The 25,960-nt window shown below is 38.4% G+C and carries 17 protein-coding genes; 9 read left to right on the forward strand and 8 right to left on the reverse strand.

Annotated features, from left to right (window positions below):
* Nucleotides 1–71 precede the first annotated feature (71 nt).
* Nucleotides 72–1,100, reverse strand: a complete 1,029-nt coding sequence (gene gmd / locus MA_RS06105) for a GDP-mannose 4,6-dehydratase (RefSeq protein ID WP_048066186.1) — start codon at nt 1,098–1,100, stop codon at nt 72–74.
* Between the two features lie 26 nt (nt 1,101–1,126).
* The gene (gmd, locus tag MA_RS06110) at nt 1,127–2,149 is read right to left on the reverse strand and encodes a GDP-mannose 4,6-dehydratase (protein WP_011021198.1); all 1,023 of its coding nucleotides are present in this window, start codon (nt 2,147–2,149) and stop codon (nt 1,127–1,129) included.
* Nucleotides 2,150–2,538: 389 nt separating this feature from the next.
* On the opposite strand from gmd (MA_RS06110), the gene MA_RS06115 reads away from it, so the two are divergent.
* From MA_RS06115 to MA_RS06140, 6 genes are read left to right on the forward strand one after another with little or no spacing between them, the layout of a single operon-like run.
* Nucleotides 2,539–3,609, forward strand: coding sequence for a glycosyltransferase (locus MA_RS06115; RefSeq protein WP_011021199.1), 1,071 nt, complete (start codon nt 2,539–2,541; stop codon nt 3,607–3,609).
* Complete coding sequence (locus MA_RS06120) at nt 3,596–4,378, forward strand: ABC transporter permease (protein ID WP_011021200.1); 783 nt, start codon at nt 3,596–3,598, stop codon at nt 4,376–4,378. Before MA_RS06115 ends, MA_RS06120 begins: the two co-directional genes overlap by 14 nt.
* On the forward strand, nt 4,378–5,607 hold the full coding sequence (locus MA_RS06125; RefSeq protein ID WP_011021201.1) for an ABC transporter ATP-binding protein: 1,230 nt from the start codon (nt 4,378–4,380) through the stop codon (nt 5,605–5,607). The genes MA_RS06120 and MA_RS06125 overlap by 1 nt, the downstream gene beginning before the upstream one ends.
* A complete protein-coding gene (locus MA_RS24405; protein ID WP_052279119.1) occupies nt 5,595–7,025 on the forward strand; it encodes a class I SAM-dependent methyltransferase in 1,431 nt (476 codons plus the stop codon). The genes MA_RS06125 and MA_RS24405 overlap by 13 nt, the downstream gene beginning before the upstream one ends.
* A gap of 11 nt (nt 7,026–7,036) precedes the next feature.
* Entirely contained in the window at nt 7,037–9,460 is a 2,424-nt protein-coding gene (locus tag MA_RS06135; RefSeq protein WP_048066188.1) for a glycosyltransferase family 4 protein, read from the forward strand.
* The gene (locus tag MA_RS06140) at nt 9,457–10,623 is read left to right on the forward strand and encodes a glycosyltransferase family 4 protein (protein WP_011021204.1); all 1,167 of its coding nucleotides are present in this window, start codon (nt 9,457–9,459) and stop codon (nt 10,621–10,623) included. Before MA_RS06135 ends, MA_RS06140 begins: the two co-directional genes overlap by 4 nt.
* Nucleotides 10,624–11,178: 555 nt before the next feature.
* Here MA_RS06140 and MA_RS06145 read toward each other — a convergent pair.
* Nucleotides 11,179–13,368: a hypothetical protein gene (locus MA_RS06145; protein ID WP_011021205.1), complete on the reverse strand. Its 2,190-nt coding sequence runs from the start codon at nt 13,366–13,368 to the stop codon at nt 11,179–11,181.
* Between the two features lie 1,303 nt (nt 13,369–14,671).
* Between MA_RS06145 and MA_RS06150 the strand changes: the two genes are divergently transcribed.
* Entirely contained in the window at nt 14,672–15,634 is a 963-nt protein-coding gene (locus tag MA_RS06150) for a lysylphosphatidylglycerol synthase transmembrane domain-containing protein (protein WP_011021206.1), read from the forward strand.
* 162 nt (nt 15,635–15,796) lie between these two features.
* Here the strand turns inward: MA_RS06150 and MA_RS06155 are convergent, their stop codons facing one another.
* The 5 genes from MA_RS06155 to MA_RS06175 form a co-directional block, all read right to left on the reverse strand.
* A complete protein-coding gene (locus MA_RS06155) occupies nt 15,797–16,936 on the reverse strand; it encodes a glycosyltransferase (protein ID WP_011021207.1) in 1,140 nt (379 codons plus the stop codon).
* Nucleotides 16,933–17,877: a glycosyltransferase family 2 protein gene (locus MA_RS06160; protein ID WP_011021208.1), complete on the reverse strand. Its 945-nt coding sequence runs from the start codon at nt 17,875–17,877 to the stop codon at nt 16,933–16,935. Before MA_RS06160 ends, MA_RS06155 begins: the two co-directional genes overlap by 4 nt.
* Entirely contained in the window at nt 17,853–18,803 is a 951-nt protein-coding gene (locus MA_RS06165) for an SDR family oxidoreductase (RefSeq protein WP_226990845.1), read from the reverse strand. Before MA_RS06165 ends, MA_RS06160 begins: the two co-directional genes overlap by 25 nt.
* A gap of 518 nt (nt 18,804–19,321) precedes the next feature.
* Nucleotides 19,322–20,485, reverse strand: coding sequence for a glycosyltransferase family 4 protein (locus MA_RS06170; protein ID WP_011021210.1), 1,164 nt, complete (start codon nt 20,483–20,485; stop codon nt 19,322–19,324).
* 9 nt (nt 20,486–20,494) lie between these two features.
* Nucleotides 20,495–21,640 carry a glycosyltransferase family 2 protein gene (locus MA_RS06175; RefSeq protein ID WP_011021211.1) on the reverse strand — a complete coding sequence of 382 codons (1,146 nt, stop codon included), beginning with the start codon at nt 21,638–21,640 and terminating at the stop codon, nt 20,495–20,497.
* 387 nt (nt 21,641–22,027) lie between these two features.
* Between MA_RS06175 and wrbA the strand changes: the two genes are divergently transcribed.
* A complete protein-coding gene (gene wrbA, locus MA_RS06185) occupies nt 22,028–22,657 on the forward strand; it encodes an NAD(P)H:quinone oxidoreductase type IV (protein WP_011021213.1) in 630 nt (209 codons plus the stop codon).
* 1,254 nt (nt 22,658–23,911) lie between these two features.
* Nucleotides 23,912–25,939: a glycoside hydrolase family 15 protein gene (locus tag MA_RS06190; RefSeq protein ID WP_011021214.1), complete on the forward strand. Its 2,028-nt coding sequence runs from the start codon at nt 23,912–23,914 to the stop codon at nt 25,937–25,939.
* Nucleotides 25,940–25,960 lie beyond the last annotated feature (21 nt).

The following is a 25,960-nucleotide window of genomic DNA, read 5'->3' on the forward strand; positions in this document are numbered from 1 at the left end:
ATATATTTTAGTTCTATTTAAGAAATCAAACTTTTTCAATAAAAAGGATTTCTACCTCATCCCAGAGGTACTTATCTCATATCGCCTTTTACCATCATTCCGACCAATTCTTCAAAGCTGACCTTTGTTTTCCAGCCAAGTTTTTCTCTGGCTTTTGAAGGGTCTCCTATCAAAATATCCACTTCAGTCGGTCTGTAAAACATCGGATCAACTTCCACGAGTATTTTTCCGCTGTTAGCATCCCTGCCAATCTCGTTAACTCCTTCACCTTCCCATTCGATGTCAATGCCTGCCTCTCTGAATGCAAGTTCGGTGAATTCTCTAACGGAATGGGTTTCTCCTGTTGCGACGACGTAATCTTCGGGTTTATCCTGCTGTAAAATGAGCCACATGGCTTCCACATAATCCCCTGAAAATCCCCAGTCACGTTTGGCATTGAGATTTCCAAGATAGAGTTTATCCTGAAGCCCTTTTTTAATCTTTGATACAGCTATTGTAATCTTCCTGGTAACGAAAGTTTCTCCTCTCAAAGGAGATTCGTGATTAAAAAGGATGCCGTTGCAGGCAAACATATCATAAGCTTCACGGTAGTTTACGGTAATCCAGTAAGCATACAGTTTAGCTACCGAATAGGGACTTCGGGGATAGAAAGGAGTACTTTCTTTTTGTGGGACTTCACGTACTTTCCCGAATAATTCACTGGTTGATGCCTGATAAAACTTAGATTTGTCTTCAAGCCCGAGAATTCTTATTGCTTCCAGAATACGAAGGGCTCCAAGTCCATCCGAGTTCGCAGTGTATTCGGGAGTCTCAAAAGAAACCTGGACATGACTTTGGGCGCCGAGGTTGTAAATTTCATCAGGTTCGATGTCCTTAATAAGTCTGAAAACGTTTGCCGAATCGGTCAGGTCTCCGTGGTGCAAAATAAATTTGGAGTTTTCTTGATGGGGATCTTGCAGGAGATGATCTATACGTCCGGTATTGCTCAGAGACGATCTTCTGTGCATCCCATGCACAGTATATCCTTTATTCAACAGGAGTTCGGCAAGGTATGCTCCATCCTGCCCGGTCACTCCTGTAAGTAATGCAACTTTAGACATTTTTACCACGCAATTTCAAATCTATTTTAACATTTTACGAATTCCAGGTCATCTTTGACCATCATTTTAACCAGCTCTTCAAAATTTACTTCCGGAATCCATCCAAGTTTTTCTCTGGCTTTTGAAGGGTTTCCAACTAATAAGCTTGACTCAAGGGGCCTGTAAAACCTGGGGTCTACCTCGACCAGAATCTCACCTGTTACAGCATTTCTCCCTTTTTTCTCAAGCCCTTCTCCTTCCCATTCGAGTTCAATACTGACCTCTCTGAATGCGAATTCCACCAGTTCCTGTACCGAACGGGTTTCACCTGTTGCAATCACATAATCATCCGGTTTATCCTGTTGCAACATCAGCCACATAGCTTCAACGTAGTCTCCTGCAAATCCCCAGTCTCTTTTTGCATTCAGATTCCCAAGGTAAAGTTTTTCTTGAAATCCTTTTTTTATTCTGACCGCAGCCCTGGTAATTTTTCTCGTAACAAAATTTTCGGGTCTTATCGGGGATTCATGATTAAAAAGGATACCATTGCAAACAAACATATCATAAGCTTCACGATAGTTTATGGCAATCCAGTAGGCGTACAACTTGGACACTGCATAAGGGTTCCTAGGGTGAAAGGGGGTATTTTCATTTTGCGGGATTTCCAGGGAGTTCCCGAATAAATCCCCGGTAGAAGCCTGGAAAAATTTTGTTTTCTTTTTCAGCCCAAGAGTACGGATAGCTTCGAGGAGGCGCAGGGTGCCAAGTGCATTAATTTCTGCTGTATATTCCGGTCGGTCAAAAGAGGTTTGCACATTGCTTTGGGCCGCCAGATTATAGATCTCATCCGGACGTATCTCTTGAATAATTCTTAGAAGCTTCGAATAATCGGTCATGTCACAGAAGTGAAAATGAAGATTTGTGTTTTTTTGCTCTTTATCCTTATCTTCGGTTCTGGTAGAAGATTCTCTTTTTATTCCATGTACTACGTACCCCTTATCTAATAAAAGCTTTGAAATGTATGTTCCATCCTGGCCTGTTATGCCTGTTATCAGTGCGACCTTTGTCAAGGAATCACCTGGTTTGCTCCCAATTCTTCTCCTGCAGGAGATCGGATATTTATTATCTTAAAAACGTAGCTCCCTTTGCAAAAAGCATATCTTCTTAATCTATATAAACTAATTGATACACAATATTTTTGTTAACGTACTGTTAAATTGTTATTACTCTATATGATTTGAATGGATGCCTCCAGGTTATTCCTGTTAAATCCTTTGTTCAGGTTGTGACTGGAGACTCCTGTGGGATAAGTAAAGTCCAGCTAAGTAGATCTGGATATTAAACAGGGCGATATTTAGTATAAAGCGGCGAAGTTTTTATCCAAGTTAGAATTCGGTTCGAAACACATATAAATCCCAATTTAAATTTAACGTGAAATAATTAAAAAATGAGAACAAACATGAAAACAGCAATCTTTCATGATTACTTCGGAGCTATTGGTGGTGGAGAAAAAGTTGTCATCACTCTAGCAAATTTATTGAATGCTGATATTATCACTACAGACATGGATGCAGTTGATAAACTGGACACCGAAGTAAATGTGATATCTCTAGGGCATACACAGAAAATCCCCCCGCTAAAACAGATTTCTGCAACAGAAAAATTTTATTCCTGTAATTTTTCAAATGATTATGATTTTTTCATCTTCACAGGGAACTGGAGCCATTATGCAGCTCACAGGCATCATCCTAACATGTGGTACTGCTACACGCCTGTAAGAGCTTTTTACGATCTCTACGATACTTTCTTACAGAGGCAGGATTTTATTACAAGGCAGGCTTTTCGTATCTGGGTATACGGCCACAGGTGGCTGGATCAAAAATCCATTAGGAATATCGATCAGATTGTCACGATTTCAAAAAATTCCCAGAAAAGAATAGAGAAGTATCACCACAGAAACGCTGATATAATTTATCCCCCTGTTGATGTTTCTAAGTTTGAATGTAAGGAATACGGGGATTTCTGGCTCTCGGTGAACAGGCTTTATCCTGAAAAAAGAGTCGAATTGCAAATTGAAGCGTTCAGAAAAATGCCTGATGAGAAACTCATTATCGTGGGTGGCTATGCAAAGGGGGACCATGCTGAAAAATATGCAAAACATATAAGTAATAAACTACCTGACAACGTGAACATACTTGGAGAAGTTTCGGAAACGGAATTAATCGACCTTTACTCCAGATGCAGAGGTTTTATCTGCACGGCACTTGACGAAGACTTTGGCCTGACCCCTGTAGAAGCAATGGCAAGCGGAAAACCTGTTGTTGCGGCAAACGAAGGAGGGTTTAAAGAGACCGTTACTGAAAAAACGGGTTTTCTTATAAATGCGGATATTCACAGCGTCATAGAAGCTGTCAAATTCGTATCTCGTGAACCCGAAAGTTACAGGGATGCCTGTCTTAAGCAGGCAAAATGCTTTGATCTTTCGATTTTTAGTGAAAAGATAAAAAATGTGGTAAATGATGATCGTTAGGCATCTGAAAGAGCTCTATGGATACAGGAACCTTATCTGGCAGCTGGCATGGAGTGAATTTAAATTAAGATATAAAAATTCTATACTGGGTTATTTCTGGTCACTACTTGAGCCCATGCTTATGCTCGTAGTTCTATATGTGGTTTTTTCGAATTTGATGAGAGTTCAGGTTGAATACTTCCAGTTGTTTTTACTTCTCGGAATCATTCTATGGAATTTTTTTAGCAGAGCAACTACCATCGGAATGTTTTCCATAGTAGGAAAACCAAGTATGGTAAAGAAAATTTACTTTCCACGGGATATTTTTGTAGTTTCCTCATGCATTACAGCTCTGCTCATGAGCATTTTCGAGTCCTTTATCTTCATAATGTTTATGGCATTTTTCAGGGTACCAATTTCCATCAACCTGGTTTATGCCCCGTTTATTCTGTTGTTCCTTTTTATTCTCTCACTTGGGCTTTCTCTGGTACTTTCCGCGTTGAATGTATATTACAGAGACGTGCAATTTATCTGGCAGGTTCTTTTACAAATAGGATTCTTTGCAACCCCTGTAATCTATACCATCGACATATTTCCTGAAAATCTGCAGAAATTCATCTTATTGAATCCAATTGCCCGGATTCTTACTTCAGCGAGGGATACTATTATCTATTCTTCTCCAGCGAAAACAGAGGATCTTTTATTTATTTGCTTTTCAGCAATAATCTTCCTTCTTGTAGGATACATTATTTTTTCCAGACTGGAACCCCGATTTGCGGAGGAAATCTGATGCCTGCAATTGAAGTTAAGCACCTGAACAAAACTTTCCGCATACCCCATGAAAAAAGAACCACCATATTTGAGGCTTTGACCGGAGTCTTCAAGCCTCCAACCTATGAAACTTTCCATGCACTCAAAGATATCAATTTTACAGTTGAAGACGAGGAGGCACTTGGAATCATTGGAGTAAACGGGAGTGGAAAGAGCACTTTATTAAAGATTATAGCTAATATTCTGCCTCCTACGGGAGGAAATGTAAATATTAATAAGAAAATCACTCCTTTTCTGGAACTGGGAGTTGGTTTCCAGCCCGATCTTACGGCTGCAGAGAACATAAAAATCTATGCAACCATCATGGGTATGCAAAGAAGGGAAATTAATGATAAGCTGGACGATATAATTGAGTTTGCGGGACTTGAAAAATTCAGGGACACGAAGCTTAAAAATTTTTCTTCGGGCATGCAGGTAAGGCTTGCCTTCTCAACGGCAATTCAAACTGACCCTGAGATCCTTTTGATGGATGAAGTGCTCGCCGTAGGAGATATGGAATTTCAGCAAAAGTGCCTTGATACCCTGAGTCAGTATCGAAAGGAAGGGGTTACTATCGTTTTTGTTTCACATGACCTTGGGGCAGTAAGGAGGTTTTGTGATAGGACTTTACTTCTTAATAAAGGAGAACAGGTCGTTTTAGGAGACACTGGAGAAGTAATTGACCGTTATGTATACGGGGGTGGAAAAGAGGCCTCCAGTCCGGATAATACTGTATCAGAAAATGAATCCGAACCCTCCGAAATAGAGGAAACGATTGAGGATAAGGCTTCCCGCTGGGGAGATCGAATTGTTGAGATTACCGATGTGGAGTTTTACGATAAATTTGGCAATAGAGGTTCCAGGTTCAACTCTCTGGATCCTATGACAATCAGAATCTTTTACCATGCACATAAAAAAGTCTCCGACCCGGTATTTGGCATTTCTCTGTATTCCGAAAAAAGGGAAAACCTTTTTGGAACAAATACGGAATTAAAAAATGTCGAGCTTTATACTATCGAGGGCAAAGGACATGTTGACCTCATGATAGAGAAAATCCCTATGATAGCAGGAAGGTTTTTACTTACGGTAGCGGTACATACTCGTGACCAAAAACCTTACGACTGGCATGATAAACAGTATTTTTTTGATGTAATCCCGACCTGTAGAAATGTTGGGCTTTTCGAAGTCCCTTGCAAATGGAAGATCTGAGTTCAGGATGTGAAATTGTGGATACTTTTGACATTAATACTGAAATTAATGAAGACGAAATCAACGTTGAGAAAATAATGGAAAAAATAAGAGAAAACATCCGTAAGCAGAAAGGAGCAGGGATTTTTCCAGAAAAAATTCATGGGGATCTTCAACAAGGTTCTTTGCTTGAGGTAACTCCAGGTGAAAGTAATATCCAGAGAGATCTTGATTATATAAATTCAAATTGGGATATCCAGAACAATAGTTATTTCATCAGTTCTCATCGTCCGTTTGTAGGAAAATTCCTGGTTAGAGGCAGAGACCTGGTTCATGGAGAGATCAGGCGGTATGTAGATCCGGTTTTCTGGAAGCAAACAGAGTTTAATGGGAGTACGGTTCGTCTTCTTAATGATACTGCAGGTAAGTTTATCTATTACAACAACAAGATAGAGCAGCTCCAATCCGAAATGGATTCAAAGATAGAGCAGCTCCAATCCGAAATGGATTCAAAGATAGAACATCTCAGGCCGGAATTAGGGAATAAGATAGAGCGACTCAGATCCGAATTTGAGAATCAGATTGAACAGCTTAAGTCTGAAATAGATGATAGTATAAAAGCAGAAGTTAACTCCATAATTTCTTTAATGAATCTGGACATTGAAAATAAGGCATGGTTGGCCAGTGTACTTGACGGCAAAATTGAAAAAGGGTATAAAAACAAAAAGACTGGAACTCCTGATCCCGGTGATTTAGACATTAATTATTTCAGATTTGAGGAACAGTTCAGGGGTTCAAGAGAAGATATAAAGCAGCGACAGTCTTGTTTCATGAATTATTTCCTCGGATGCTCTAATGTCCTGGATATTGGATGTGGAAGAGGCGAATTTCTGGAATTAGCAAGTGAGCATGGTATCGGTGCAAAAGGTGTTGATATTGATGATACCATGGTGGATTTCTGCCTTTCTAAGGGATTAAATGTAGTGAAGCAAGAAGCGATTTCGTATCTAGAAAGTGTTGATGATAAAAGTCTTGATGGAATTTTCATAGATCAGGTGGTCGAGCATCTTGAACCTGACTACTTGATCAAGTTGCTCAAGCTTTGCTTCCAGAAACTTAAATATGGATATTATATTTTTGCGGAAACTGTAAATCCGCTATCTTTTGTATCATTTGCTAATTTTTACATAGACATGACTCATAAAAAACCGATACATCCGGAAACCCTCAAGTTCCTGCTAACTTCAGCCGGATTTAGAGATGTAGATACTATGTTTTTTTCTCCTGTGTCCGAGAAGGCAAGACTGCAAAAAGTTCCAATTAATAACGATATGGAAGAATGGGTAAAGAACTATCTTGATATTTATAACCATAATCTGGAGAAGCTGAATGGTATCCTGTATGGGGCACAGGATTATGCTGTAATAGGTAAAAAATGACGGTGAAAGTAATGAAAATTGCAATTGTTGCACCGAGTCCTGTACCTTTCACTCTTGGGGGAGCAGAACTACTTTTTCTTGGAATGCAAAGTTCAATAAATAAACATACATCCCACCAATGTGAACTTATAAAAGTTCCAATTAAAGAAAACAGTTTCTGGGATCTAATCGAGTCCTATTATAAGTTTTATCAGCTAGACCTTTCTCATTTTGATATGGTGATTTCTACCAAGTATCCTTCTTGGATGCTTAAACATGATAATCATACTGTCTATATGGTGCATCACTTGCGAGGATTGTTTGATACTTATCACTTCTGCAACGAGGCTTACGAGGTTGCACCTAAACTCAGAACAGGCCTTGTCAAAGAGGTTCTGGATCTTGTTCATACTTATAAATCCGAACAGAATGTTGATAGAGTGTTTGAAAGGCTTTTTGAGTTGAAAAAAGAGCAAAAAAAATATGATAACGAAACTTTCAGATTTCCGGGACCCTTTATCAGGCAGATTATCCATTTTTTTGATGAATATGCACTTGCTCCTGAAAGAGTCGATAGATACCTCACAATGTCGAATAATGTAAAAAAGCGAGCAAATTACTTTCCTCTCAATGTGCAGGTAGATGTAAATTATCCTCCTTCAAAAATAGAGAATTTTGAGTGTAATTCATATAGTTACCTTTTTACTGCAAGCCGCCTTGATGGTCCAAAGCGGATCGATCTTCTAATTAAGGCAATGAAACATGTCCCCCATAATGTGAAATTGAAAATTGCGGGAACCGGTCCAGATGAAGATAAACTAAAAAAAATGGCAGAAAACGATCTCAGAATAGAATTCCTTGATTTTGTGAGCGAAGATGAACTTATAAAATTATATTCTGATTCTCTTGCCGTTCTATTTGTTCCTTTTGACGAAGACTACGGCTTAATTACAATTGAGGGAATGATGAGCAAAAAACCGGTTATCACTACAATAGACAGTGGAGGACCTCTGGAATTTGTTAAAGATTCCGAAACCGGGTATATTGTAGAATCGGAACCTCAAAAAATTGCTGAAAAAATTAATTATCTTATTGAAAATCCGGAAATCGCCAGAAAAATGGGGTTTGCTGCATACCAGAGCGTGAAGGGCATAACATGGAAGAATTTTTCATCTCAACTTGTTGCTAAAAAGGGTGTTTCTGCTCCTGTTAAGAAGGATATTTTTAGTCCTGCTAAAAAGAACATTATAACGTCTAATAGAGAGAAAATTCTTGTGTTGGCCACTTACTCATGTTATCCCCCGAGAGGGGGAGGTCAACACCGATTATATAATATATATTCTCTACTGGCAAAAGAGTTTGATGTAACAATCTGTTCAATAATTGAAGCAAATAAGCAATATCAGAATCTTGTTCTGGACAATGGATTAAAGCAAATCTGTATTCCTCAGAGTACAGAACATGCGAGGTATCAATGGGAAGCCGAGAAAAAAGTTGGGGCAAACCTTTATGATGTAGCTATGATAGATTTCGTTGATTATTCAAAAGAATATGTAGGAAAAATAAAAGAACTAGCAGTAGATTCGGATATTGTAGTTTTTTCACATCCATATTTGTGGCCTTTAAATAAATTTATAAACAAAAATAAAAAAGTAATCTATGAAGCTCACAACCTTGAATATTTACTTAAAAAAGATTACGTTAAGGATTCCGGGTATATAACTAAAATATATGATACCGAAAAAGAGGCATCCTTAAAATCAGATCTAATACTCTGTACATCTGAAGAGGATAAACAGAATTTAATTGAAGTTTATGGGGCTAATCCTGAAAAAATTCTGGTTACTCCAAATGGAGTTGATACCACCAAAATACATTTTATAAAAAATGAAGAAAGAAAAAAACAAAAGGAACTTACAGGATTATCAGACTTTACCACTATTATTTTTGTTGGGAGCTGGCACCCTCCAAATCTTGAAGCTTTAAAGTTTATAACAGACAAACTGTGCAGAATAAATACGAAATATAAATTTTTAGTGGTTGGGAGCGTCAAAGATTATTATTTAGACGAATACGGGAAACTGCCTCGAAGCGTTCTGTCTTTTGGAACTGTTGACGAGGACGAAAAGTATGAGATCTATAAGCTGGCAGATATTGCCATAAACCCCATGTTTAGCGGATCAGGTACAAACCTCAAAATGCTGGATTATATGAGTGCAGGAATCCCCGTAGTCAGTACCTCTGTAGGGGCAAGAGGTTTGGATACAGAAAATGAAGTGCATGCTCTCATCTGTCCTGCTGAAGAGTTCCAGGAAAAAATTTCTGTGTTACTGGTGAACGAGGAATTGCAACAAAGACTGAAAATAAGTGCAAGAAATCTGGTAGAAAGAAAGTACTCCTGGGAAATAATAGCCCAATCAATTGTTGATAAATTAAAGGAGGGAGTTGATTTATGAAGGTCGCATTTGTCGTCCAGAGATACGGCGAGGATATAATTGGAGGTGCGGAATATCTAACCAGACTTATTGCTGAACATATGATAAAATATCATGAAATAGAAGTCCTCTCCACCTGTGCAAAAGATTACCATACATGGAAAAATGATTACAAAAAAGGAACTGAAACCATAAATGGTGTCCTGGTTCGAAGATTTGCAAATTCAAAAAAACGAGATCTAAATAAGCACAGCAAGATTCAGGAAAAGGCTTTTTTTACCACTCACAACAGGGAAGACGAAATTTTATGGATAAATGAACAGGGGCCTTACTGCCCTGAATTGATAGAATATATCTCCAAAAACAAAGACAACTACGATGCCTTTGTATTTTTTACATTCAGGTATTACCCCAGTTATTATGGGATCAAAGAGGTAGGAAACAAATCTTTGGTTGCCCCTTTCGCAGAAAATGACCCTGCTCTTGACCTGTCTACTACGAAAGAACTATTTATGAATGTCAGGGGTATCATATACAGCACTCCTGAAGAACAAAACTTAATTAAAGCAAAAACGGACCTGAAAGAAGAAGGAAAAATCTTTGATATTGTTGGGTGTGGAATCGAAATTCCTGAAATTATCACGGAATACAAGGGTCTGGAAGATAAGGATTATATTTTCTACCTCGGCAGGATTGAAGGTTCTAAAGGCTGTTACAAGTTGTTCGAATATTATCTTAAATTGTTAAAGGAGTTTCCAGAAATTCCTTCTCTTGTTCTGGCAGGATATGATGCCATAGGTGTTCCAAAACATGATAAGATAAAATATCTTGGTTTTGTTTCCGAGGCTGAAAAATACTCTCTTCTTAAAAATGCTCAGTTTTTGATTATGCCATCCCCCTATGAAAGCTTATCATTAGTTACACTTGAGTCGATGGGATGCGGGACTCCTGTACTTGTAAACGGGGAATGTGATGTCTTAAAAGGTCACTGCATAAGGAGTAATGCAGGTCTCTGGTATCAGAGTTACGATGAATTTCGTGAATGTCTGAATTTCTTATGCTCAAACAGAGATATTCTGAATAAAATGGGAGATAATGGAAGAAAATTTATTGAAAAAATTTATACATGGGAAAAAGTGGAAATGAAGTATTTACATTTACTGGGGGAGTTGGTAAAAAAATAGGTGGTCCTACTACCTTTTTATCAACTTTAACTGTTACTATCTTGCCTAACCTGCCTGCTCCTGTACACCGGTTTTATCCATATCAATACCATAGGAATCCCTTATTATGTCAAACTTATATTCGGCAGGTCGACATTATGAATTAAATATTTTTGCTGATATTGTTTTTTAAACATTCTGCAAATTTGTAATATACTTGGAGCTGGTTAACATATGACTCAAATCTTACGCCCTATATAAGTAACGAACCATTTTTGCAGTAATGTTTAATGTGGAAGAAAATGTGTTTTCCCACAAAAACGCTATCAGTAAAAATACTTGGAAAAAATCAAGTTACCTGCCGAAAGTAGGGTCAAACCTCTCTCACAAAGCCTTTAACCATTGATTTTCTCCCTCAAAACCCGTCTTTTAATTTCCGACAGAGGCGAGAAAAACAGGGCAGGGTCTTCTGTTCTCAATCTTTGAAAACTGGAGAGTTCTAATCCACCGAAAATGGGGAGTTACTCTCCATCTTTACCAACCTGAAGTTTCTTTCATAAGAAAATAAGAAACTCTTTAAGATACTGTAATGTTTTGCATTGCAAAACTAAGTTCTCTCGTATCCGGACTATCGCTAATTTGTGCAGGAGAAATGGATTTCTCCCAGGTAGAAAATTCTATAATATTCTCTCCTTTTTCAAGAGTTAATGGTATTTTCATATAAGTGAAATCTGTTGGTATGGTTTCCTCGAAACAGTCATCTCCAGCATAGATTTCTATGTTTTTTGGACTATGATGGCTGAGTATTCGGAAACTAAGGGTTTTATTTATTTTTTCGTTTGAGCATATTATTAGTGTAGCATTGTTCGACATCCATCTAGTTGGGACTCCGTCCCATTCCTCCAGAGCATACCAATTATCCTTTAAAATCATAAATGGTTTTACAGGCTCTTTTTTTACACGATATACGATCAGAGAATCTTTTTCGTATGTTTTTTGTTCCGTATGGAGCGATTCCTGTATCAATCTCTTGGCTAGATTAACCTCTTTGTTATCCATATAATCTGTATGTAATATAATATACGATATGTTATAATTATTCAAAATGGATGTTCCGACTCTATTTATATCCTGGTTCAGAATATCGACAGTAAAAGGCTGTAAATAGGTTAATTCTCTTACCACAGGTGTATTTAATTCAAAATTTCTTGCATTGGATGGTAATCTGGCAGCCCAGTTACCTACGACAGGTTTTCCATGTATTGTTTGATAATAAATAATACTTACACCTGCATTATAATTTAGAGTTGCAGGTATTTCGAGCAGTGCGTAATTGTCTTTATCCTGTGAGATTTCTTCATAAAATGATGGCCGGCTCACAGCTGATACCGGAAAAGGAATTGCTAAATATTCAAAAATTATCAAACTGCTTATTATAATTGCAATTATCTTTTTATTATTTTTATTAGATTTTAGTAATTCTGAAATTCCATAACCAGTCAAAACTGCGAATGAGAGGGAAGCGATTACAAAAAATCTCCCAACTGTCCTGCAGTTGTCCAGAAATGGGATCAAATAATATAAAACTAAATGGGGAAGAGGGACAGTAGTATTGAACACTGTAAACGTTGTGTTACCATTTATGTGAAGAAGTGGACCAAGGCTTATTAACGAAAAAAACAATGCAGCTATTGACCAAAATTTTACACATTTATCTCCTTTAAGTCTAATGGTTGCGAACGAAGAGAGTAAAATGACAGTATATCCGATATAGGTTGTATTCTCACTGACATTTCCTGAGAAATTGCTGTAAATGTCCTTAGTAAAATCTCCGAATACTGGGTGAAAAACAGATGGAAGGAAAAAACTTAGTAAATCAGTCGAGAACGTAACAGCTTCAAATGGGTTTAATTTCAAAAAATTTTCATTAGATATAGCTATTAGGAGGTTGTCTATTGTGAGAGGTATCAAACCTGAGAATGAGACCACTCCAAATAAAGCGTACTTATAAAAGATTTTTTCGAATATTTCTCTGTAGTCTTTTTTTTCTTCTCTTAAAAAAATATAGATTTCATATAAAAATAATAACATTACAAAAATTCCCATGAATACCATGTATTGAAGATCGCTCATGGCTACAAAAATAAAGAATACTCCTGCAAAAAAACTGTTTCGAACTCCCCCTTCTCTAAACATTTTCATTAAGTATAAAGCACAAAAGGGTAACCACTCGATGCTGACAGCCCCCAAATGACCAAGAGAATGTGCAAAGTGGTACGGCGAGAATGCAAACACCAGTCCAGCTATAAATGAAGCCAGTTTGTCCCCGGAGAGGTAGGTTATAAGTAAATATGTGCCATATGCTCCAAAAATAAACGAGAATAAAAATAGTATATTGTATGCTATATGGATCTCCATTACTCTAGATAATACATACGAGACAACTTGATTAAATGCAGAATGTAATGGTGTTACTGGCACTCCATAAGGATAAAATATTAAGTAATCATGTGTTAATTTTGTGAGGTCGGGATTGAATAAAGCTGTTGGCGTGTACCAAAGTGATCTTATCCATTGAAATGCATCTGTCATTCCCGGAATATGTGTGCGTATTTTAAAAATTACAGGATAAGTGAGTATAAAAGTAAATAAGGTATACAATGTTAAAATTTTGATATTTTCATTTAATTTATTTCTCTGAAAATACCAAATTGGGACATGTATATGTTTTTTTAATTTTTCTCTATCTGGGATGCTAAATACCATTGTATCCTCTTCTAAATAGAAATATGTTATTATAAAATTATGTATACCATATACTTTTATTCAGAAAGTTCAAACTTAAAAAGGTTTTATCACTTTTGGGTTTATGTAAAAATAATTTTTTTATCGATATTTTTCCCAGAACTATTTCCATATAAAACCGCTAAGCTGGAAGTTTCTTAAAGCCTATTTCAAACTCTATTTATCTTATGTGATTCCTGAACTACATTTTTCGGGTATGATATTTCTTTGATTTCATGTCCTGTTAATACTTTCTTGCACGACTCTATTCGGCTAAAAACCTTTCTATTGCATTTTTCTCTTTAAATTCTTCCCAATTTTCCTTCCGAATCTCCTTCTCCTTTTACTTTAGATTTCTTATGTTTACTGGTGTATTGAATCAGCTGTCATGTAGAAGATCTGCGAATAAGCCTTCCTTTAGATCCCTGCACTAATTTGTAAATAATCATATAAAGAGTTAAGTTGCTCTTATTTGCAGGAACAACACTGATAGGGAAGACAAACTCTCCAAATAAACAAGACAATTAAAATATTCAATTTTACTCCTGTTACTTTCTTCCAGTTACTATAATTAATGAGTGTTGACTTAAACCTTGGTTACGGAAACATTTTTCCAAGTATAAATCCATAACAAAGCACAAAACTCCATTCGTTAAATTCCTTAAGTCGGAACAAAGTTTCCCCATGTCTAAATTCTATGATGGGAGATAATATTTTATTATCTGTAGAACATCATCGGTTTCATACAGATATGATTCTAAATTCATGATTCCAATTTTATATTGGTATGGGTGATGGACTCTTCTTCAACTCTATACACAAAATAATGAATAGAAATATTTTTATAGTTCTAAAGTAATTCCGCTAACAGCAATATCACTAATGCTTCTTTTAACATTTCAAATATGGCGGTTCATATCTTAAAAGTGGGGACAAAGAATCGATTCAACGAAAAGCGTATTCAAGCGTTCAATTGAAGTAAGGTATTGTTCTCAGTTTAACATCAGAATTTAATATTAAACATTGAGGAATATGAAAGTTCTAATAGGCCTAAGAGCCTATCCGAAAAGTCAGTAATGCATGTTGAGAAGTCACAATAGGTCTATAATATCAGAGTATCCGTTCCGGTTTTGCATATTGCATATTGTGAAAGTTACAGCAAGTAACCACTTTTCGGATAGGCTCTAAATAGAACAGGCGTAAAATAGATATATTATGACCGTTGCTAACAATATTTTACTATCTCAGCAATCTATCTGGTCTTGGCTAAAATGGGTAATTACTTATGAAATATATTACTAGAAAAAAGCTTATATCTGTGCTTGTAACTTTTTTGCTTCTTGGAATTATATTATCTCAGATCAGAATAGAGGACCTTATCTCAACAATTAAAAATATTGATATAACTTATTTGATCCTGGGTTTTTTTTTGTATATCTTAAGTTATCTTCTTCGAGGATTAAGATTCCATCTCCTTTTAGACAAAAAAATATCTATCAACGATCTTTTTCATGTCGTGTGCGTCCATAATATGGTAAATAGTATTCTTCCGGCAAGGTCTGGTGAACTTTCCTACATATACATGTTGAAAAGATATCACAATAAATCTACCGGAGAAGGAGTTGCAACATTATTGGTTGCAAGGGTACTTGATTTTATTACAATCTCACTACTGTTTTTTATCTCTTCGCTTTTTGTACATGATTTTCCCGAAACGTTTTCTAGCATTATCTGGTTAGTCGTTTCATTTACGGTTTTGCTGGCTATTTTTTTGATAGTCTTGCTTTATGCAGGTGAAATTTTTTTGAGGTTTACTGATGCAGTTTTCATAACTCTCAAACTGGATAAAAACGGTTTAGTTAACCTCTTTTTAGGAAAATCAAAAGAGATAGTTGACAGCTTCCAAAATATAAAGAATAGCGGTAAAATGATGGAATTGTGTATAATCTCTTTTATCATCTGGTTTACTTTATATTTTATGAATTATACTTTAATTAAATCTTTAGACATCAATATTGGTTTTTTTGAAGTTTTATTAGCTTCTACTTTTGTAGTTTTTATGTCCGTTCTTCCTGTCCAGGGACTGGGAGGGTTCGGAACTTATGAAGTTGGGTGGACAATTGGCTTTGTTGGAATAGGATTGTCTAAGGAGCTTGCAATCAACTCAGGTATAGTTGTTCATATTATCGGAGTTTTTTACTATGTGTTATTAGGATTGTATGGATATCAATATTTATGTAAAAAATAATATCCCAACCATCCCGTATTTAATTACTTTATTGTAGATGCTTTGCCAGATATAAGTTTCATATATCTCAGAGTGTTTTAAAAGGAGTAATTTGTTGCTTAAATTGGTTTGTAATTTTATTATCTCTTATACCAACATCCCAAGAGATAGTTTGTAATTAAATTAACTCCTATCCAACATTCCAAGATATTCTTTACATATTCTTTCGTCTTCAAATTTTTTAATTTCCTTCTTATTGTACTCTGTAAAATTAATTTTAAGTTGATTGTCTTGCTCGAATTTATTTATCATCCCAGCCAAAGTTTCAACGTCTCCATAACGAACAAGATATCCATTCTTTCCTTCTTTTATAAAATCAACCTGACCACCGTTATCAGTTGAAATTATTGGAAGACCAACCTGCATAGCCTCTTGCAAAACGATCCCGAACCCTTCATGTACTGAAGAAAGCACGTAAATATCAGAGTTTTGAAGGTATTGAAACTTCTCGATTTCTGAAACAAATCCTAAAAAATGAATTCTGTCTGAAATATTCAATTCTTCAGCTAAATTAGCCAGATTCTCTTTTTCGGGGCCTTCTCCAATAATCAACGCATGAACATTATCAGGAGTGTTTTTTATAGCTTTAATCAAAAAATCAAAGCCTTTTCTTTTCACCAATCTCCCCACACTTATAGTATAAAATAAATTCTCATCCAATCCCAATCCCTTGCGGTTGATTTTTTCAAACATAATAGGCTCGTAAGCTAAAGGAATAATGTTTATGTCTTTTTCAATATTATAGTATTTTAATGCATTATCTTTAATATCCGATGATTCAGCGACAACATATCTTGAATTACTTAATACCCATTCTACAATTTTCTTTAAGTACCATTTTTTGTGAGGAGAATAACTTTTGGAAGGGTCGTAGATATCTCCTCCATATATGGATAGAATATTCTGCAGGTTAAATTTACGAGATATCCAGATTCCCAGGGGTCCGCTCGGAACAGCAAAATGAGTGTTAATAAACGAATACTGATTTATTTTGCACAGTTTGCAAGTTTTTGTGTAAGCTAAAAAAGGGAAACTGACCATAGAAGGAAGTGTAGCAGTAGATAGTTCTTTTCGCCCGATGACATTAACTCTATAAACATTAATTCCATCAACATTTTCATAATTTTTTAAGCCATTGAATCCGGTTGTAACATAATCAACCTGATAACCAAGTTTAATAAAACCTTCTGCAAGTTTTTTGGCAGCAACCCCTCCTCCACCCCCCAGCGGAGGGAACTCGTAATTTAACATTAAAATCCTCATTCAATGATCCTCTCGACAAGGTAATTCTTCCGTCCATTCTGGCCATAGTATATCTTTACCAAAATATCTGCAAGAATACCAATAGTAAAAAATTGTATGCCTATAACCAGGGACATAACACTAACTGTAAATAACGGCCTGTCGGTAATCCCGATTCCATAAAATAATCTTAAAATAACTATATACAAGGAAACGATTCCACCAAAAAAGCTCAAAACAATTCCCATGCTTCCGAAAATATGGATTGGCCTCAGGGAATATTTCTGCCAGAAAGTTACAACCAGAAGGTCAAGGAAACCTTTAACAATTCTTTTCCAGTCATATTTTGTTTTCCCATATTTTCTCTCCCTGTGATTCGTTTTTATTTCTCCTATTCGATATCCTTTCCAGGAAAGCATGGCGGGGATGTATCTGTGCAGTTCTCCGTATAGTTCCAGGTCTTCGGTGCTTTCTTTCACATAAGCTCGTAGAGTGCAACCGGAATCATGAATAGTTTCTCCTGTAAATCTCGTTCTTAGCCGATTTGCAAACTTTGAAACAAACTTTTTTGAAAGGGGGTCCTTTCGATCAAATCTCCATCCACAGACAACATCAAGATCTTCTTTTTCGAGTTTTTCCAGCAATTTCGGGATATCTTTCGGGTCGTTTTGGAGGTCCGCATCCATTGTAACAATTATTCTGCCTGCGGCGTGATCAAGCCCGGCTCTTAAGGCTGCGCTCTGCCCGAAGTTTTTCCTAAACTTAATAACTTTCAACTTATTATCATTTTTGCTAAGGTTCTGAAGCTCCTTAAAAGTAGAATCTTTTGAACCGTCATCCACAAAAATTATTTCGTAATTAATCCCGAGAGGCTCAAGGGCAGATGTGATTTCCCTGTAGCAGGGTTCGATATTTTCTTCTTCATTATAAGCGGGAATCACAACTGAGAGTTCGAGATCCATTTTGCATACCTCTCAAGACCATCTTCTATCGTTACTTCAGGTTTCCACCCGATCTCCTTCCATGCTTTTTTAGAATTTGACAGAGTGTGTTCTGCGTCTCCTTTCATAGAATCCGTGTAAACAATTTCCGATTCGCTTTCGTTGATCTCAATAATTTTCGAGGCAAGTTCATTGATGGTGATAGAATGCCCGCTACCAATATTGTAAACATCGCTGCCTTTTTTCATGCAGATCAGGTTTGCCCTCACGATGTCATCAATATAGGTGAAATCCCTGGTTTTTTTTCCATCTCCGAAAATGGCGACTGTTTCATTCTTCAGGGCGGCTTTAGTAAAAATGTTGATTGCAAGGTCCGGTCTCATCCTTGGTCCGTAAACCGTAAAATAGCGCAGAGATACACTTTTTAAGCCATAGAGTTCCTCAAAAACCCTACAGTAATGTTCGGCCAGCAGTTTTGAAACTCCATAAGGTGATACTGGATGGTTGGGATGGTTTTCATCAAAAGGGAGATATTCCACTTTTCCGTAAACTGAAGATGAAGAGGCATTAATAATTTTCTTAACATTGGAATTAAGGGTAGCTTCCAGTAAATTTAGAGTACCTGTCGCGTTAATTTCATGAGGTCTCATGGGTTCTTTAACTGATATTCTGATGCCTGCCTGGGCAGCCTCATGAAAAACGTAATCAACTGTCTGGACAATTTCTTCCAAAAGAACTTTATCTCTAATATCTCCTTCGATGAGCTGAAAGTTTTCATTCTCCAGAAAAAGTTCCACATTATTTCTTTTTATTTGAGGATCGTAATAATTATCAAAATTATCCAAACATATGACTTCGTTGCCTTCACCAAGCAATTTCTCTATCAAATGGGAACCAATAAAGCCTGCTCCGCCAGTTACTAAGATATTTATGATTGATACCCCTATTTAGATATTTTTTTCTTTTTAGAGTTTAAATACCACATTCGTGTTCATATCCAAAATCTGAGATTTTTTAATGAATAATTCTACAGGAAAGTTCTTTTTACAGGTTTTTTCTACTTGTTGAAGGTCAAATGCCATATAAAGCTTTTTTCTTATCGAGCCTATCCCAAAAACCATTTCACTTTTACCAGTTAATAATTTCTATAACTGTTTTCATGAACAGAAATTGAACGATTATTCAGCATGTACGGTTCAGGAGCAAATTCTAAGTTTCAGGATGAACTCATTTAATTATTTTCAGATTTTTTCCCGTCAATTTGTTCCAATTGCAGCGTTTTTAGCGTTTATCGAGGACTAAGTCATTTTTACATATAAAATAACTTTATTTTTGACTTCGTATGTCTCCACATATGCAGCAATTACATCTGTATCAATCTCTCCTGGTAAGGGCCGGAACCAACTTTTTCTCATGTCGCTGTTCTATTGTAATAGTGAAATGTTCTATTAATAATGGAAACTAGTTATAATAATTTCTTGTAACTCAAAAGGAGTTCTGTAGATAGTATATCCCAGTCAAAATTTTCAGCTTTTTTGATAGTGTGGGATGCTATTTCCGTATAATTATTCTCAATTTGAAGGATTTTTTCAACGGCTTTTGCAATTTCCTTCCCCTCCAGCCTCACAACAAACCCCTCAACCCCATCTTCAACAAGCCCCTGTGCTGCGTTATATTTTTCTCTAACCGTCACTACAGGCACTCCGCAGGCAAAAGCTTCGATTACGACCATTCCGAAACCCTCCCTTGAAGAAGGCAGCACAAGCACCTTTGAAGCCTTGATTTTTCCGATTAATGCCCTGTACTCCTGAAACCCTTCAAATATCACATTTTCTCGCACCCCAAGCTCACGGGTGAGTTTCTCCAGAGCTTTCCTTTCTGGTCCGTCTCCAACAATACAGCAGCAGATTTCGGGAAAATCTTTTTTTAACAGGGAAATGGCTTTTATCAGAACGTCAACATTTTTTTCTTTTATGAGCCTGCCTGCGAAGATAACATCGTAAATTTTGCCTCCCTGCGCGTCCGACGACCCCTTCCCTGCAGGCTTGATCTCAGATATTAACTTCAGGTCAACTCCGTTAGGCAGGACGGCTATCTTGCTGTTCGTTCCCTTTAGGGCTTCAAGCCTGTCCTTTGTCCAGTCCGAAACCGCAATATCATTCTTAGAGATTCTTGCAACCGCTTTTTCGATTAAAAGTCCGAGGAGACCCTTTGTTTTTCCAAGGTATTCATACCAGTAATCTCCCCATGCCTCATGCCAGGTGAACACTGCAGGAGTCTTTTTCAGGACTGAAACGGCTTTTACGGTAAAACAGGAAAAATAGGGAAATACGCTTACGTCAATAAGGTCAAATTTCTCTTTCATAAGGGGTGGAAACAGCTTTGCAGCAAACACGAGCGCTTCGGGAATTGAGCGCCTGCCGTCTACATACAGTTCCCGGGCTTGACAGACGCCGTGAAGGGTCATGCCTTCGTGCCGAATAACATCTTCGCCTTCCCACCATTTAATTCCGAATAGGTGCACATCGTGCCCCTGTGAAGAAAGCCTCTTCCCCAGTTCATAGATGCGTATTTCTGCGCCCCCTTTGACCCAGGGATATACAGCATCATATACGAAGGCAATTTTCATTGCATCACTTTACCAGTCAGTATCAACTTCGAGAAGCATTACGCTTACAAAGACTGCAGAGAAAATCAGCTGGAGCCCGACTGCTGCCAGAACCATTGAAATAACTGCAGATTCTACTTCTTTAAGGGAGCCGTATCCGGAAATGACCCATGTATAGGCGACTTTCAGCCCGATAACGAGCCCTAAAGCCAGAATAAGGGAGCCTCCGAGCAGTTCTCTTTCAAGGGAATGGTAGCTGAGTAGCTTCTTGCCTGCCTTTTCATCCCGATACATGCCGTGGATCAGGCCATAAGTTTTCATATATCCGCCAGTTGCCAGTATTTGCCCGCCAATGATTAAGAGCATACTGCCCAAAATAAATGAATGCAGCCGGTTATATGCAGCATTTTCCGTGAGCAAAAGGGAAGCAGTTATGAGAAAACCCAGGACAAACACAAAAGCGCCGGGAATATAAAGGAAAGGGCCTGGCCTGTATAGCATCATGAACCTTACATGCCGCCAGCCGTCCTGAAACGAGCGCAGCTTGGAGGGGGCTTTGCGTGAGTAATAGGTAATGGGGACTTCTTTAATCCTCAACCCGCATCTTGCAGCTTCGATTATCATCTCGGATGCAAGTTCCATGCCGTGAGTTTTAAGGTTCATTTTTTCCAGGGATTCTTTCGTAAAAGCCCTCATTCCGCAGTGTGCATCCGATATTTTTGTTTTGAAAAGGAAATTGAGCATTGCAGTCAGGATAGGGTTCCCAATATACTGGTGCAGCCAGGGCATAGCTCCTTTTTTTATTTCTCCTTTAAGCCTTGTGCCCATTATGAAATCTGCTTCTCCCGCCATAAGGGGATCCAGAAATTTATCAAGCTCAAGGAGGTCGTATGTATTGTCCGCATCTGCAATAGCAATATAATCTCCCTTTGCTTCGGCAAGCCCTTTGAGGTAAGCATTCCCGTAACCCTTTATCGGGCCTATTACCTTTGCACCCATGGACGCTGCAATCTCAGCGGTTCTATCCGATGAATTGTCAGCAACGATTATTTCCCCTTCTATGCCATAGTTTTTGAATATTGTCTGAGCTTTCTGTATGCAAATACGGATAGTTTCTTCCTCGTTCATAGAAGGCATTACGACAGAAAGGGAGGGCATGTCCTGCTTATACAGCATATTTCCTAATAACTATTTTGATACTTCTCATGCAGCAGGAGTTAATTCTTCCCGGATATTTCCTGCAGTACTGTTTGAAGCCAGGGGATTGGAGGAGCTGAAACACAAAGTGAAGAAAAAGATCCAGACTTCTATTAACAAGCTTCAGTTTCTGTTAGCAATCTATATATTGTATCAGAAAACTCTTTTTATGAAGGGTTTTGGAGTTTTCCGGAACTCACAGGTCATTTAAACAAATTTGGGGAAATAAATTGCTTGATATTTGGGATTCAAACAGCATGGAGTTGGAATTCAAACAGCCTGATTATACTCTTAACTGGTTTTTGACAGAGGGATCGAATGGTTAAAGTGAATATACTCTTAACTGGTTTTTGACAGAGGGATCGAATGGTTAAAGTGAACATTATATTCTACAGTATGTACGGCCATGTCTACAGGATGGCAGAAGCTGTCGCTGCCGGGGCAAGGGAAGTTGAAGGCGCTGAGGTGGGGATATATCAGGTGCCTGAAACCCTTCCTGAAGAAGTCCTGGAAAAGATGGGAGCAATAGAAACAAAAAAACTTTTTGCCCACATCCCTGTGCTGACAAGGGAGATGAATGAGGAAGTACTTGCAGGGGCCGATGCGCTTATTTTCGGAACCCCCACCCGTTACGGAAATATGACTGCCCAGATGCGTGCAGTCCTTGACGGTCTCGGAGGGCTGTGGAACAGGGATGCCTTTGTAGGGAAGGTAGGCAGTGTCTTTACCTCTAGCGGAACCCAGCATGGGGGGCAGGAATCCACTATCCTCACGTTTCATGTTACCCTGCTTCACCTCGGAATGATCCTCGTGGGTCTTCCGTATTCGGAAAAGCGGCAGACAAGGATGGACGAAATCACAGGAGGCAGCCCATATGGGGTTTCCACGATTGCCGGAGGAGACGGGAGCCGCCAGCCGTCAGAAAACGAACTTGCAATGGCTCGTTACCAGGGAAGGCACGTAACTCTGATTGCAAAGAAAATCGCTGGAAAGTAAAAACCTTTAATAATAAAAAAGTATGGAAAAACGTTCCCTTCTGCGGGGTGTTTTCCCTTTCAGTTTTTAGAGTTCTTTTGCCTTAAATTAGGATGCTCAGCTAAAGCTTGGTAAGGCTCTGCCTCTGCGCTCAAATCTTTCCTGAGCTGTTGCCAGGCATGCCAGAGTGCAGTATATTGCCTTTTCCTCAGCACTCTTGAGGACAAAGAATTCTTTCCCGCAAACGGGGCATATTTTTTTTACGTAAACCATAGTAGACACGCACATTTTCGTATGTGGATACTTCCTTTAAAGACTTAGTTTTATATGCAATACTAACAACAACTCAACTAGATATAAACTTTCGTATGAAATTTATATATATCTTTAACAAGAAATTAAATTCTTTTTGACGGGTGGGTCCAATAATACTTAACACAATCGTGAACAGTAACTTTATATTTCTTCTGCCCTTCAGTTGTCAACATCATTTTTTTCACAATGTAATCCCCGAAGAAAACAGTTTTTATGTATAAAGTAATTATTTTTCCGGACCTTTCTTTCCCCTTAAATGTTTCAACAATATATTCAATTCTTATATAGGACTTACGCGGTTGAACCGAGTAATCAATGGCATTAAACCTTCAACGGTATAAGACAATAACCAGGTTGCAACGCCGAATGTGCTTGATTTTGTACTCAAGTGTGTAAGTCCTATTATAGAAACTTAAGTTTGAAAATCTATCTGATTTTACTGGTCAACTTAGGCAAAAAAATGTATTTTTCAAACTTAAACCCTGAGCATGTTCAGCCCACAGTAAAATTTAAAAGAGGTTTCGTCCTTTAAAACGGTTTAACCTTTACATAAGCAGCCGTAAAGGGAGGGGTTCAATTTTAATGAATTCCAGGGACTGGTACAGGTTTATTTATAGTTCAGGACAAACAGTCAAAAAAGAATATTAAGCTCTACATGTGAGGGCTAATAATCCGGGTAAACCGTAACCCATATCATGTTTCCGTTGATAACCATATCACGTTTGCATTGCTTACTTATGATATAACTTAATCAAAGAAAAGTTCAGAATATAATTTGAAATCATGGAATCTGACTTGAAATTATTGAATATAATTTGAAGTGCAGAATATGACTCAAAATTACAGAATATGACTCAAAATTACAGAATAGAATGCGAAATCACGGAATTGAGCTATAAGTCACAGAATACATTCGAACTTATAAACTAAAATGAAAAATGATATAATAAAGAGTCGGAGGTGTCCGGAATTAGGCCGCTGATATTCGGGAATGGAAAAATCCTGATTTGTGAAGATGAGAAAGGGACTATAAGGGACGTCTATTTCCCATATGTAGGGCTTGAGAACCACGGGAACTCGATAAAGGTCGGTGTATGTGACCTTGATTCCCTTTACTGCAGCTGGCTTGAAAACTGGAAGATCCGGCAGCGGTATAAGCCAGAGTTCGGGGTGGAGTTTTGTCGCAGGATTCTTGAAAGCTCAGGAAAACATGAAGAAGACAAAGTCGGGGAAGGGAATGAAAAGGAAAAAAGCGGTGAAGGAGTGCCTGAAGTCTGCAAAGGAGTAGTCTCCAATATCGGGGAAACTGTTTTTGAAAATTCTGAGCTTGGGCTCAGAATTACTGTATGGGAGACGGTCCACCCATCTGTGAATATTTTCTACAGAACATTCGAAGTCAGGAATATCTCCAACTCCTCAAGGCGCCTCCGCCTTTTTTCCAACCAGAATTACAGGATCCTCGAGCATAAGATCGGAGAAACTGCTGTAATTGATAAGCATACCCTTATCCATTACAAACGCGACCGCTATTTCCTGCATGCAAGTGAACCTGCTTTTGACCAGCATGCTGTAGGAACAGCTGAGTGGAAGGGGCTTGAAGGTACCTGGAAAGACATGGAAATAGATGCGAATCTGAGTGGAAACCCTGTGGCGCACGGCTCTGTGGATTCCACTCTGGGCTGGACCCTGCCCGAACTAAAACCTGGGGAGACAACAAGGGTTCATTACTGGATCGTTCTCGGGAAAAATTACTGCAGTGTACTTAAAATCCATAAGAGGGTAACAGAATTCGGAAAAAGGGACATTTTCCACTACAATTTCAACTTCTGGCGCTCATTTATCGAACGGGTATCCGTGCTTCCCGAATATGCCTGGATGCCGCAGCTTCCGGAAAAGGTCATAAAATGCTTCTATAGAAGTCTCCTCACGGCTGTAGCACATATGGATATCAAGGGTTCAGTAATCGCATCCTGCGATTCGGATATTAAACAGTTTGGAGCAGATCTCTATACATACTGCTGGCCCAGAGATGCCGCCTGGGTCTGCCTTGCTCTCGATCGGGCACGGTATCACCATCTGAGTGCCGAGACATTTGAATTCTTTTCAAAAACCCTCACTCCCAGGGGCAACTTCCTTCACAAATATACGCCTGCAGGAGATTTCGGGAGCACCTGGCATCCTGTGCCCATGGTCCAGATTGATGAGACAGGTCTTCCCCTCTATGCCCTTTACAACAACTGGGAGATTGCAAGGAGTGTATGGACTACAGGCAGGTATTATAGGTGTCTTGTAATTCCTGCAGCTAATTACCTGACAAAAGCAATTGAAAAGGAGACAGGTCTTCCTATCCCGAGTTTTGATCTCTGGGAAGAGCGAAAAGGTGTACATACCTACAGTGCCTGCACGGTCTATGCAGGGCTCAGGGGAGCCTGTGAACTCGCTCGTTCCCTTGGAGATTACGGCAATGCAGACATCTGGAAAGGGGCTGCGGATCGGGTAAAGGAGGAAATTATTAAGAGGCTTTATGACAATAAACTCAAACGTTTCCGGCGTTCCCTGGAAGAAGCAACCCTTGATTCCTCCTTATTTGCAGTCTGGTACTTTGGGGTCCTTCCCCCCGATGATCTCCGGGTAGTCCGGACAATGGAAGCAATTGAGCGTGAATTACTGCGCCCCTCAGGCGGAATTGCCAGATATCTCCATGACAGTTACTATGGCTACATGAACAGCTGGATAATCTGTACTCTCTGGCTTTCCCAGTGGCACTCTGCAATAGGAAACCTGGAAAGAGCCCTCGAGCTTCTGGAGTGGTGTGCTGATCACGCCCATCCAACAGGCCTTATGTCAGAACAGGTGGATGATAGGGGCAGGCCCCTTTCTGTACTTCCGCTTGCCTGGTCCCATTCAGCTTTTGTGCTTGCTGTGCTTGAATATCTGCAAGCCCTTGAGAAAAGCGAGGGCGGTATCTGTGCCTTACCGGGAGAATAAAACAGTTATTTCATACCTGCT

It is taken from the genome of Methanosarcina acetivorans C2A (genome assembly GCF_000007345.1).
Taxonomy (GTDB): Archaea; Halobacteriota; Methanosarcinia; order Methanosarcinales; family Methanosarcinaceae; genus Methanosarcina; species Methanosarcina acetivorans.